General features: G+C 68.9%; 13 protein-coding genes. 10 read left to right on the forward strand and 3 right to left on the reverse strand.

The window, feature by feature from the left end; genetic code table 11:
* The first annotated feature begins 52 nt into the window (after positions 1–52).
* From AB0F51_RS19590 to AB0F51_RS19605, 4 genes are all read left to right on the forward strand, one after another.
* Entirely contained in the window at positions 53–649 is a 597-nt protein-coding gene (locus tag AB0F51_RS19590; protein ID WP_360281759.1) for a lytic polysaccharide monooxygenase, read from the forward strand.
* Positions 650–748: 99 nt separating this feature from the next.
* Entirely contained in the window at positions 749–1,252 is a 504-nt protein-coding gene (locus AB0F51_RS19595; protein ID WP_360281761.1) for a hypothetical protein, read from the forward strand.
* A 43-nt stretch (positions 1,253–1,295) separates the two neighbouring features.
* Complete coding sequence (locus tag AB0F51_RS19600; RefSeq protein WP_360281763.1) at positions 1,296–1,592, forward strand: hypothetical protein; 297 nt, start codon at positions 1,296–1,298, stop codon at positions 1,590–1,592.
* Positions 1,579–1,977: a DUF5130 family protein gene (locus AB0F51_RS19605; RefSeq protein WP_360281765.1), complete on the forward strand. Its 399-nt coding sequence runs from the start codon at positions 1,579–1,581 to the stop codon at positions 1,975–1,977. Before AB0F51_RS19600 ends, AB0F51_RS19605 begins: the two co-directional genes overlap by 14 nt.
* 46 nt (positions 1,978–2,023) lie before the next feature.
* Here AB0F51_RS19605 and AB0F51_RS19610 read toward each other — a convergent pair whose 3' ends face one another.
* Complete coding sequence (locus AB0F51_RS19610) at positions 2,024–2,869, reverse strand: hypothetical protein (protein WP_360281767.1); 846 nt, start codon at positions 2,867–2,869, stop codon at positions 2,024–2,026.
* A gap of 286 nt (positions 2,870–3,155) precedes the next feature.
* Between AB0F51_RS19610 and AB0F51_RS19615 the strand changes: the two genes are divergently transcribed.
* Complete coding sequence (locus tag AB0F51_RS19615) at positions 3,156–4,298, forward strand: serine hydrolase domain-containing protein (RefSeq protein ID WP_360281769.1); 1,143 nt, start codon at positions 3,156–3,158, stop codon at positions 4,296–4,298.
* Positions 4,299–4,303: 5 nt separating this feature from the next.
* On the opposite strand, the gene AB0F51_RS19620 is transcribed toward AB0F51_RS19615, so the two are convergent.
* Complete coding sequence (locus tag AB0F51_RS19620; protein WP_360281771.1) at positions 4,304–4,846, reverse strand: hypothetical protein; 543 nt, start codon at positions 4,844–4,846, stop codon at positions 4,304–4,306.
* On the reverse strand, positions 4,846–7,419 hold the full coding sequence (gene pepN / locus AB0F51_RS19625; protein ID WP_360281773.1) for an aminopeptidase N: 2,574 nt from the start codon (positions 7,417–7,419) through the stop codon (positions 4,846–4,848). Before pepN ends, AB0F51_RS19620 begins: the two co-directional genes overlap by 1 nt.
* A 213-nt stretch (positions 7,420–7,632) precedes the next feature.
* On the opposite strand from pepN, the gene AB0F51_RS19630 reads away from it, so the two are divergent.
* From AB0F51_RS19630 to AB0F51_RS19650, 5 genes are all read left to right on the forward strand, one after another.
* Positions 7,633–8,229: a disulfide bond formation protein DsbA gene (locus tag AB0F51_RS19630; protein ID WP_360281775.1), complete on the forward strand. Its 597-nt coding sequence runs from the start codon at positions 7,633–7,635 to the stop codon at positions 8,227–8,229.
* A gap of 93 nt (positions 8,230–8,322) precedes the next feature.
* Positions 8,323–9,447: a hypothetical protein gene (locus tag AB0F51_RS19635; RefSeq protein WP_360281777.1), complete on the forward strand. Its 1,125-nt coding sequence runs from the start codon at positions 8,323–8,325 to the stop codon at positions 9,445–9,447.
* A gap of 20 nt (positions 9,448–9,467) precedes the next feature.
* On the forward strand, positions 9,468–9,944 hold the full coding sequence (locus AB0F51_RS19640; protein ID WP_360281779.1) for a ribose-5-phosphate isomerase: 477 nt from the start codon (positions 9,468–9,470) through the stop codon (positions 9,942–9,944).
* 153 nt (positions 9,945–10,097) lie between these two features.
* Positions 10,098–10,943: a DNA-formamidopyrimidine glycosylase family protein gene (locus AB0F51_RS19645; protein ID WP_360281781.1), complete on the forward strand. Its 846-nt coding sequence runs from the start codon at positions 10,098–10,100 to the stop codon at positions 10,941–10,943.
* Positions 10,944–11,040: 97 nt separating this feature from the next.
* The gene (locus tag AB0F51_RS19650) at positions 11,041–12,246 is read left to right on the forward strand and encodes a PP2C family protein-serine/threonine phosphatase (RefSeq protein ID WP_360281783.1); all 1,206 of its coding nucleotides are present in this window, start codon (positions 11,041–11,043) and stop codon (positions 12,244–12,246) included.
* Positions 12,247–12,280 lie beyond the last annotated feature (34 nt).

Consider the following 12,280-nt stretch of genomic DNA (forward strand, 5'->3'; position numbering starts at 1 on the left):
TTCCTTCATTCCCCACCGCCCCCATCTTCAGGGAATCAGAAGGAGTGTCCGCATGTTGCGAGCACGCAAACTCAGTGTCGCTGGAGTCGCCGTCGGAGCCCTGGCTCTGACGGTCTCCACCTCCGTCCCGCTGGCCTACGGTCACGGGTACACGAACGCGCCGATCAGTCGCGCCAAGCACTGCCAGAACGGCACGGTCCAGAACTGCGGCCCGATCCAGTGGGAGCCGCAAAGCGTCGAGGGACCGAAGGGCTTCCCGTCCCGCGGTCCCGCCGACGGCAAGCTCTGCTCGGCCGGCCTCTCGCAGTTCGACCAACTCAACGACCAGCGCGGTGGCGCCTGGCCGGCCACCAGGCTGGTCTCGGGCCAGAGCTACACGTTCAGGTGGCGGCTGACCGCCGCGCACGCCACCACGGACTTCAAGTACTACATCACCAAGCAGGGCTGGAATCAGAGCGCGCCGCTGACCCGGGCGGCGCTCGACCTGACGCCGTTCCTGACCAAGTCGCTGGGCGGCGCGCGTCCGCCGGCCGACTCCTTCCACACCGGCACGGTGCCGAATCGCACCGGGCGGCACATGATTCTCGCCGTCTGGACGATCGCGGACACCGGCAATGCGTTCTACCAATGCTCGGACGTGGAGTTCTGATCGCTTCGCGGTAGCCGGCTGTTCACGTTTCGTAAATGGTTTTCGTGGGAAAGGCTCTCCTTGAAACCTTCCGCCCCAAGTTTCGAGGAGAGCCGCCCCATGAAATCCCTTCTCCGTCGCGTGATCGTGCCCTTGGTCGCCGTACTCGCCGGTTTGTTGCCCGGGGTACTGGTGGTCGAGCAGGCGTCGGCCGTCACCAAGATGACCCACTCACAAGCCGCCGCGATCTTCCGTGCGGCCGGTATCACCTGGTCGTCCAGTGGCAACTGCTCCGACTGGAACAACTCGACCTGCACCTCGTTCACGAACATCAACGACACCACCGTTTACGGCGTGCGCACGCTGAAGCAGTCCAGTGGTTGCGCGGTGAACATCACCGGCGGTACGGAGACCGGGCATGCGAGTGGCACCTACAGCCACCGCAACGGCTACAAGGTCGACATCTCCGTCTACACGTGCGTGAGCAACTACATCCGCAACACCTTCACGCGGATCGCCGACCGCGGTGACGGCGCCCAGCAGTGGCGCTCAGGCGCGGGCAACATCTACGCGAACGAAGGCAACCACTGGGACATCCTGTACTACAACTGCGGCGGCTGCTGAGGCCCCGGCCGGGGCGCAGGTGGCGCGTACTAGGCTGCAGTTCGTGATCACTCTGCTCTCCGGCCACACCTTGCTGGTGTTCGTCGGTATCCCGGCGCTGGTGGTGGCGGTGCTGGCGCTGCTCGTCTTCGCCCCCTCGATCGCCAAGGGCCCCCGTTACCGCCCGGGGCTGTCCTGGTGGGCCCCGCCGGTCTGGATCGGCGGCCCGACCGCGACCAAGCCCGACCCGGCCAGCCTGCCCGAGCTCCCCGCCGGAACCTCCGCGGCCGCCGGTTCCACTTCCGCGAGCGCCGGCACCGGCGTCGCCCGTACGACCGGAGGCGCAAGTGCCAGCTGGTGACGCATTCACCCCGGAGCAGCTCTACGACATCGAGCGCGCCGTCCGCAACGCGGAAGCCGCCTCGGGCCTGCACTTCTCGGTGTACGTCGGTGGCGCCGACTCCGAGACGCGCCCGTTCGCCCTGGAGCTGCTGAACGAGCTGGACGACCCGGACAACAGCGTCCTGGTGTACGTCGACCCCGCCGGGCGCCGGCTGGAGATCGTCACCGGACCGAACGCCCGGCGCCAGCTGTCCGACACCTCAGCCGGTCTGGCTGCGCTGACGATGCAGACGTCCTTCGCCACCGGTGACCTGACCGGCGGCCTCGTCACCGGCGTCCAGCAGCTCGGTGACCACGCGCACCAGGCGCCGATGGTGCACGTCAACGAGCCGCACAAGCAGTAGTCAGGCCAAAGCAGTCAGGCCCAGAGCAGTCAGGCCCGAAGCAGACTCAGCCGGGCCTGACTGCCGGTTCGTACGTGGGGCACGCGAGGCTGGGGTAGACCGCCTGCGTCTTCGGTGCCTGGCAGACGTCCAGCGCGGCCGCTGAGGTCGCCACCGGGCCGAGGTAGACCACCCACGCGTCCGACTCCGGCTGCAGGCTGCTGTCCGCCACACCCGGGTACTGACCTTGCAGCAGCATCGCCTTGGCCGGTACGCCGGCCGCGATCAGCTTGCCCGCGAGCTGCTTTGCGAGCTGGTCGGCTTCCATCCCGGCGTCGGTCGGGTACTTGTCGATCACTGCGATCCACTGGCCCCGCTTGAAGACAGGCGAGGCAAGGCCGGTGTTCGGCGTCGCACTGGTCGCTGCCGTGGTCTGGGTCGGCGGGGGCGGCTTGCGGTCCGCCTTCGCCGTCTTGGCCGCCGCGGGCGCCGGGTTGCCTTCTGAGCTCTTCGACGTGGTCGGGGCCGAGCTCTGCGGCGCCACGACAGGCGGCGGATCGCCGGCGGTCTGCGGTGGCGAGGAGTTGCCGTTGGTGAGCACGAACGCAACGGTCGCGACCACGGCGGCACCGGCGACGATCGCGGCGCCGGCGGCGGTGCGGGATCCCTTCGACTTCTTCCGGCCGGAACGTCCCGCGGAGCGGGGTGCGGCTCGGCGGCCGGCAGCCATTCGCTCGGCGCGCTCGGCTTCGCTCTCCAGCTGAGCTGCGGACAGGTCTCTGGTCGGTACGGCGCGACCGGCACGGGCAGCTACCCGGCTGTCACCGCCGTAGTTCAGAGACCGCGCGTTGGCGCGACCCGCCGCGCGTCCGGCCGGGCGCCTGGCCCGGGTCGGTCCAGTCCGGTCATCCACGTGCGTCACGGCAAAGGCCCTCCCCAAGTCCTTCGAGTGAATGATTCCGGGTCAGCTTAAACCGGTCCGGGGGAAAAGTGAGGTGCGTTCACGTGGCGAGAATCTCGTTCTGGACACCGTGATCGCGGGCAGCGACCGGAATACGACGGTCCGCTGACAATCAACTGTTTGAATGTCACAGGTAGCGCATGGGCTACCACTGTCCGGGTGTGCGCGCGATGGTGCCGACTTCCTTCATTCGTTTGCATGGCAGTGAATGCTTTACCAATCGGGAGGAAAAATACCCATGCGAACAAAGGTGCTGATCGCCGCATTGACCTTGGCGCTGCTTCCGGCGGCGCCCGCGGTGGCCGGCCGCGGAACGACGCTGCAGCACGATGCCGACACGATCCGTGCGGTCGGCGTGACCGGCGTACTGGCGCGGGCGACCACACCGGCTGGGACGCGGACCGCCGTCAGCGGAGTGGCTGACCTCGCGACCGGTCAGCCGGTTCGGCCGGACGGCTACTTCCGGATCGGGAGTACCAACAAGACGCTGGTGGCGACCGTCGTCCTGCAACTGGTCGGCGAGCGCCGGATGCGACTGGATGACCCGGTGGAGAAATGGCTGCCGGGATTCGTCCGGGGCAACGGCTACGACAGCAACCGGATCACCGTCCGGCATCTGCTCCAGCACACCGCCGGAATCTACGACGGCAACTTCCCGGTCATCGAGACCGCCGACCAGTACTACGAGCAGCGGTACGACGCTCGTTCCGAGGTAGAAGTGGTCAAGGCCGGGCTGAGCCACCCGCCCGACTTCCAGCCGGGTGGCGGCTGGAAGTACTCGAACACGGGCTACAACCTGGTCGGCCTGGTGATCAAAGCCGTCACCGGACGACCCTGGTACGCCGAGGTGGAGCGCCGGATCATTCGGCCACTCAGCCTGAGCCACACGTACTGGCCGGGTGCCGACCCGCGGATCCGGGCAGCGCATGCCAACGGCTATACCCGGTTCGCGGCGGGGGAGCCGCTCATCGACACCACCGAACTGGTCGACGCCGACGCGTCCGGCGGGTTCATCTCCACCCTGGCTGACCTGGACACCTTCCAGCGCGCGCTGTTCGGCGGGCGGCTGCTCCGCAAGGCGCAACTGGCCGAGATGACCCAGGCGAGGCCAGTCGAAGGATCGGCCACCGAGATCTGGAAGGACGCGCGCTACGGCCTCGGCATCTTCTCCCGCGAACTGGCCTGCGGCGGCCGGGTGTGGATCCCGGGCGGCGACCAGATCGGGTACCGGACCAGGCTCGGCGTCACCGGCGACGGCAGGCGCAGCGCTGTGGTCTCGATGTCCACCCAGCTGTACGACTCGCTCGAGGTCATCTACGCCCAGGAAGGCGCGGCGACGAAACTGATCGACAACGCGCTCTGCCGACGCCACGGCCACTAGGCGCACTAGGTCCCGGAGGGGATCCCGCCGGCCTTGGGGGAGGGCCGGGTGTCCAGGCAGTCGTCCAGCCAGCTCTCGACGTCGACCTCGGCGTTCAGGATGTGGTTCACGTACGAGGCCCGCTCGTGGCTGAGCACTTCCTGCTCCCAGACGCAGGTGCCGGCGCCGATCGGAGCCGGGCGGAGGTCGTCGACGTCCATGCCGCGGAAGATGCTCAGCCGCGACTGGAAGTCCTTCGCCCAGCTCTGCACCACCAGGTAGCTGCCGTCGTCGCCGAGATGCAGGATCACCACGGCCAGCCCGACGGCGCCCATCGCGTCGTCGAACTCCAGTTGCTTGACGGCCGTGGTCCGCGCCACGGCCACCATCTGGTCGTCCCACGACCGGCCGCGCGCGGTGATCACGTACGGCTTGACCAGCCGCCCGGTGAACCGCCAGGGCATCAACGGCGTGACCGGCCGTGGCCGGTAGGCCTCGGCCAGACCCGTGAGGGCCACGGCCGAGGCACCGGCTAACGAGGGGTCGCCCAGCCCACCGCGGTCCGGCATCAGCCGAGCGCGTCGCGTCGCTGGGCCTCCAGCGCACGAACCAGATCGGCCCGAGCCTCTCCGACGTACCGGAGGGTGGGTGCGTCGAGCGACTCGGCCTCGGAGTCGAGCCAGCCGCTCAGTGCGTCGAGAGTGGCCTGTTCGGCCAGGCCGCGCGGTGACAGGTAGACCAGGACGTTCTCGCCCATGGACGAGCCGAGCCGGGTGTAGACGTCCTTGGCGGCGGTCAGGTACTTGTCGATGTACGGCCGCAGCAGCTCTTCCTGTCCCGGCTGCTGGAAGCCCACGATGGTCCGGAACTGCGTCTCGTTCGGCGTGTCCTCGGACTCGACCGCGATCCGCCAGGCCTCCGCCTTGGCCTCGGCAGTCGGTCGGGCGGCGCGGGCCTGGGCGGCTCGCTCCTGGCCGGTCATCGTGGTGTCGCGGGTGAGCTCGTCGTCGATCTGCTCGGCGTCGACCCGGCCGAGCCTGGCCAGCGCCACGATCAGCGTCCAGCGCAGGTCGTTGTCGACCACCAGCCCGTCCGGCAGGTCGGTGCCGTCCAGCCAGTTGACCAGCCGGTCGGCGCCGTCCTCCGAGAAGACTCCACCGACGTAGGCCCGCGCGAAGGCGAGCTGGTGATCGCTGCCCGCCTCAGCACCGGCCAGCAGCTCGGCCAGCGTCTGCTCGAACTGCGCCCGCAGCTCCGCACGGTTCTCCGGTGCCGCGTAGCTGTTGATCGCCGAGGTCGCCTGCGCGAGCAGAGACCGTACGCCGGTCAGGTCCGTCTCGGCGCGGACACCCTTGAGCACGATCCCGACGTACTGGCTGGCGGGCATCTCTGCGTCGCGGGTCATGTCCCACGCGGCGCCCCAGGCCAGTGCGCGGGCCAGTGAGCTGTCCAGCCGGTCGATCGACTCGACCAGCGTGGCGCGCGAGCGCTCGTCCAGCCGGATCTTGGCGTAGGTCAGGTCGTCGTCGTTGAGTAGCACCAGGTCGGGCTGGGTCGCGCCGACCAGCTCGGCCAGCTCGGTCCGCGGGCCGTCGATGTCGACCTCGAACCGCTCGGTCCGGACCAGGCCCTCGTCGGTCAGCCGGTACAGGCCGACCGCGAGCCGGTGCGGCCGCAGGGTCGGGTGGTCGGCTGCCGCGGTCTGCTCGATCGCGAAGGTCTGGAAGGCGCCCTCGGCGTCCACCGTGAAGTCTGCGCGCAGGGTGTTCACGCCCGCGGTCCGCAGCCACCGCTCGGTCCAGTCGTCCAGGTCGCGCCCGGAGGCCTTCTCCAGCGGCTTGAGGAGGTCGGCCAGCTCGGTGTTGCCGAAAGCGTGGTCCGCGAAGTACTCCTTCAGCGCGGTGATGAAGGTGTCCTCACCGACGAACGCGACCAGCTGCCGCAGCGTCGAGGCGCCCTTGGCGTAGGTGATGCCGTCGAAGTTCACCTCGACCGCGTGGAAGTCGACCATGTCCGCGGCGATCGGGTGCGTCGAGGGCAGCTGGTCCTGCCGGTAGGCCCAGTTCTTCCGGGCGTTGCAGAAGGTCGTCCAGGCGCCGGCGTACTTCGTCGTCGCGGTCGCCTGCGCCCAGTGCGAAGCCCACTCGGCGAACGACTCGTTCAGCCACAGGTCGTCCCACCACGTCATCGTCACCAGGTCGCCGAACCACATGTGCGCGAGCTCGTGCAGCACGGTGTTCGCGCGGCTCTCCAGCTCGGCGTGCGTGGTACGGCTGCGGTAGATGTACTCGTCCCGGATCGTCACGCAGCCGGCGTTCTCCATCGCGCCCATGTTGTACTCCGGCACGAACGCCTGGTCGTACTTGTGGAACGGGTACGGAGTACCGAAGGCGCGCTCGAACAGCTCGAAGCCCTGCTTGGTCACCTCGAACAGGTCGTCCACGTCGAGCGAGCCGGCCAGCGACGGGCGGCACAGCAGCGACATCGGGTAGGTGCCGTGCACGCCCTCGTAGGCGTCGGTGACCACGTGGTACGGGCCGGCCACGACGGCGGTGATGTAGGTGGACATCCGCTCGGTCGGCGCGAACCGCCAGGTGGCGAACTCCTCGCCGTTCGGACCCTTGTACGGCGTCGGCTCGGGCGTCGGCGCGTTGGAGATGACGACCCAGCGGGCCGGGGCGGAGATCGTGAAGGTGAACGAGGCCTTCAGGTCGGGCTGCTCGAAGGTGGTGAACACGCGGCGCGCGTCCGGCACCTCGAACTGGGTGTAGAGGTAGGTCTCCTTGTCGGCCGGGTCGACCGAGCGGTGCAGCCCTTCACCGGTCCGCGAGTAGGTGCAGTCCGCGACCACGACGAGCTCGTTGCGCTCGGCCAGCCCGTCCAGCTGCAGCCGCGCGCCGTCGTACACGCTGTCCGGGTCGAGCGAGCGGCCGTTCAGCGTCACCTCCCGCACGGTCGCCGCGATCAGGTCGGCGAAGGTGCTTGCGCCGGCAGTGGCGGCGAAGGTGAGGGTGGTCGTCGACGCGAACGTCGCGGCGCCGCTGGTGGCAGTGGTCAGGTCGAGCTCGATCGCGTAGCTCACGTCACTGACCAGGCCGGCGCGGGTGCGCGCTTCGTTGCGCGTCAGGTTGGTTCCAGGCATGTCGGCATCCTATGCACCTGGATGCCGGCCGCGCCGAGGGTTTCCCCCCGACTTGCACAACCTCCGTCAAAGCGTTGCCGGAGCTTGATCCGGTGCTGCCGCAGCGTGACCGGCTGGTGCCCGGCGGTGACCGGATCGGTCCGGGTCCGTCCGGCGGGCGAGACGCCACGCGGTCCGGCGTACGAGATGATTTCGGTTTGTACGATCGAAGGCATGACCTCCACCGCTGATTTCTGGTTCGATCCCGCCTGTCCCTGGGCCTGGATGACGTCTCGCTGGATGCTCGAGGTCGAGCAGGTCCGGGACGTGAAGACGTCCTGGCACGTGATGAGCCTGGCGATCCTGAACGAGGACCGCGACGAGCACGACGCCAACTGGCAGCGCAAGCTCGGCATCGTCCGGATCCTGATCGCCGCCGAGCAGGCCCACGGCAACGAGGTCCTCCTCCCGCTCTACACCGCACTCGGCAACCGGATCCACCTGGAGGGCCGTGGCATCAACGGCGAGGGAGTGCTCGAGGAGTCGCTGACCGAGGCCGGTCTGCCGGCCTCGCTCCTGGAGGCCGCCGGCACCGACCGGTACGACGAGGCGCTGCGCAAGTCCCACCTCGAGGGCATGGACCTGGTCGGCATGGAGGTCGGTACGCCGGTCATCTCCGTCGAGGGCACCGCCTTCTTCGGTCCGGTCGTCACCCCGGCACCCAAGGGGGAGGCGGCCGGCAAGCTCTGGGACGGCGTCCGGCTGGTCGCGTCGACCGACGGCTTCTTCGAGTTGAAGCGGACCCGGGACCGGAGTCCCAGCTTCGAATAAGACTTCGAACTGGCTGAGAAGGGTTGAACGTTCGACCGGTCCGCGCGAAGGTTACTCACCAAGTCAATCGTTCGACGGTGAGTAGGTTCCCTGGTGTTGCTTCTGCGGAGTGGCCTGTCCATGGCGCTGGCCGGGTCGGGCGTGATCTGGCTGACCGCCTCGGTGACTCCGTCGTGGGCGACTACCTCGTCGGCCAGCAGATCGGCCTCGGCCGTGGTCCCGCCCGGCGTGACGGCGGGCATCGCGGTGTTCGACCGGCAGACCGGCCAGTTCACCGAGCTGGTCAACCCGGATCTGCGGTTCCGGTCGGCGTCCGTGGTCAAGCTGATGCTGGCACTGGAGTACCTGTGGAACCGCGGCCCGGAGTACGACGTGCCGGCCGCGGACCGGGCCCGGCTCGAAGTCATGCTGCGCAGCAGTGACGACGACGCGGCGAGCTACTACTGGGACTCCCTCGGCGGCTCGGCGATCATCGACCGGATGGTGACGCGGCTCGGTCTGACCCACACGGCCGGGCCGCCTGCCACCCACCCAGGCTTCTGGGGGTACAGCGCCTTCACCGCCGCCGACACCGTGCGCATCTACCGTTACCTGCTCGACCAGGCTCCGGTGACCGTGCGGGACTTCGTGATGGGCAACCTGCATCAGGCGACCCGCTACGGCACCGACGGCTTCGACCAGTACTTCGGAATCTCGGCGGTCTTCGATCCCGCCTTCGCGATCAAGCAGGGCTGGTCCGGGTTCCCGTCCTCCAGCGGCTTCGGGAAGGACAAGGACAAGCCGGTGAACGCCGGAGTGGACCTCGTCAGCGCGGCCCTGCACACCACTGGGACCGTGGGGACGGCGGACCGGACCATCGTCGCGGTCTACACGCTGCACCCGAACGGCACGGGGTACGGGAAGGCCTACACGGACGTGACCCGGCTGACCCGGACGCTGAACGTCCCCGGCGGGGTGAAGACGCCGGGGAGCTGGCTGACGACCACAGGTTCCGGCCTCCGGGTGCGGACCGCACCGAGCACCTCCGGCGGCATCCTCGGCACCCTGCCGTCCGGGGTCGACGTACTGGTGAGCTGCCAGAAGCAGGGCCAGTTGATCGACGCTCCGCCGCGCAGTAGCGACTGGTGGGCCTACCTGCCGAAGTACAACGGCTATGTCACCAACGTGTACGTCGGTACCGGCGGCCCGAAGCTGCCCGGGGTCCCGGACTGCCAGTAGGACCTGGAAGACTGCGGGCCATGCGAGTGCACATCGGCTCTGATCACGCCGGCTTCGACCTGAAGAACCACCTGGTCCAGCACCTCAAGAGTGCGGGACACGACGTCGTCGACCACGGCCCGGCCGGCTACGACGCCGCCGACGACTACCCGCCGTTCTGCCTGCGGGCAGCCGAGGCCGTCGCCGCCGACGAGAGCAGCCTCGGCATCGTGGTCGGCGGCTCGGGCAACGGCGAGCAGATCGCCGCGAACAAGGTGAAGGGCGTCCGGGCCGCGCTGGCCTGGAGCACCGAGACCGCCGAGCTCGGCCGGCTGCACAACAACGCGAACGTCGTCAGCGTCGGCGCCCGGATGCACTCCGAGCAGGACGCGACCGCGTTCGTGGAGACCTTCCTGGCCACCGAGTACTCCGGCGAGGAGCGGCACACCCGCCGGATCGACATGCTGTCCGCCTACGAGGAGACCGGCGAGCTTCCGCCGCTGCCCTCCTCCTCCTGACCCTTCTCCTTCGACTCTTCCTGCTTGCGGGCCGGCTGCTCGGTGCGGGGCCTGGAGACATCCCGGGCCCGCATCGACCGCCCGGTCCCCACCGTCGCCGGCGTACCCCCGCCGCGGCCCTTACCTGCTGACGTCAGACCCATAAGAGGAATCATGCCCGAAGGCCACACCCTGCACCGGCTGGCAAATGATGTCTGGGACGACTTCGGCGGCCGCGTCGTCCGGGCCAGCAGCCCCCAGGGCCGCTTCGTCGAGGGCGCCGCCCGGCTCGACGGGCACGTCCTGCGCGGGACCGAGGCGCACGGCAAGCACTTCCTCGCCGACTTCGAGGGAGCCGGCTGGCTGCACATCCACCTCGGCCTGATCGGCAAGGTCGACTTCGGCCGGATCGAGGCCGGCGACCCGGCGCCGCTCCCGGTCGGCCAGGTCCGGCTCCGCCTGCAGAACGCCACCGCGTACGCCGACCTGCGCGGCGCGACCGTCTGCGAAGTCCTGACCGACGGCGAACGCGAGGCGCTGATCAAGCGGCTCGGTCCCGACCCGTTGCGCGACGACGCCGATCCCGAGCGGGCCTGGAAACGGATCCACCGCAGCAAGCTGCCGATCGGCCAGTTGCTGATGGACCAGGAGGTGCTCAGCGGGGTCGGCAACGCCTACCGCGCCGAGGTGCTGTTCCGCGCCAAGCTGCACCCGATGACACCTGGTCACCTGCTCCGCAAGAAGGAGTGGCAGGGGATGTGGACCGACCTGCTCGACCTGATGAAGTACGGCGTCGAGACCGGCCGGATCGACACCGTCGCCGACGACCACACGCCCGAGGCAATGGGCCGCGACCCACGCCGCGACGACCACGGCGGTGAGGTCTACGTGTACCGCCGGCACGGCCAGCACTGCCACGTCTGCGACTCGGTGATCCGGACCGAACTGCTGGCCGGACGCAACCTTTTCTGGTGCCCCAAGTGCCAGCGGACCGGCCTGACCCGGCGCCCCCGGCCATGATGACGTCGAGCGCTACGGTCTCAATCGAGAAAAGGCTGCAATCAAGTTGTGACAATGTGATGCGCGGACCGGTTGGTGCCGTTATCTTCTTCTCACCATGAGTGGCGGCGGTGGCGGCAACGCTGTTCTACGACGGGTCGGCCGGCGAGCCGAGTCGTTGCTTCGGCGCGCGCGCCAGTCACACCAGCTGGCCTTCGTCGGTCTGCTGGCTTTGACGGCCACGGTCAGTTCCGCCGCACTGGCGATGCCGGGTTTCATACCCACTTCGATCCTCGTCATACCTCTGCTGCTCGGCGGCCTGCTGCTGCGGTTCCGAGCACTGGTCCTGCTGACCTTCTGCACCCTGGCCATCGGCTCGTACGTCGTGTCCGAGCGCGCCGCGAACCTGCCCAAGGCCGGCTTCGTGATCGTGCTCGGCCTGATCGGCTGGATCGTGCTGACCGGCGCGAAGGTGCGCAGCCGGCTCGGCGTCCAGGGCACCCGCGGCGAGACGATGCTGATGGAACTGCGGGACACGCTGACGGCCCAGGGGGAGCTGCCCGCGTTGCCGGCCGGCTGGCGGGCCGAGCAGGCGATCCGGTCGGCCGGCGGCGCATCGTTCTCCGGCGACTTCGTGGTCTCCACGACGCGCGGCGACGAGGTGCTCGAGATCGCACTGGTCGATGTCTCGGGCAAGGGAATCGATGCCGGGACGCGCGCGCTGCTGCTGTCCGGCGCGTTCGGCGGGCTGCTCGGCGTCGTACCGGTGGAGGACTTCCTGCCGGCCGCGAACCACTATCTGCGCAGGCAGGACTGGAACGACGACTTCGCCACCGTCGTGCACGTCGCGGTCGACCTGCGCACGGGCGAGTTCGAAGTACGGACTGCTGGTCATCCGCCGGCCATTCAGTTCGACGCGTGGTCGGGACGATGGCTGACCCGGGACGCCGATGGGCCGTTGCTCGGACTGGTCGAGCATCCGGACTTCACCGTGAACCGCGGTCAGCTGAAGCTGGGCGACGCGCTGTTCCTCTACAGCGACGGCATGGTGGAGACTCCGCGCCGCGACATCGGCCAGGGCACGGACCGGTTGGCGGGTCACGCGGAACGACTCGTTGCCCACGGCTTCAAAGGCGCCGCCGCCGAGCTGGTGACCGAGATCGGCGGCCCGGGGGACGATTCGGCGATCGTCGTGATCCACCGGCAGATGAATCCGGCCGACCTGGTCATCACCGAGATGCAGGCGGATCGCACCGGTCAGCAGAAGCCGTCGCGCCGCCGCCGCTCCGCCGTACTGCGCCAGTTGAAGGCGTACACAGCGTAAGACCGGCTGACGATCAAGAACCGAATCGTTACGC

Origin of the sequence: Kribbella sp. NPDC023855, from assembly GCF_040639475.1 — a bacterium.
Classification (GTDB): domain Bacteria; phylum Actinomycetota; class Actinomycetes; order Propionibacteriales; family Kribbellaceae; genus Kribbella.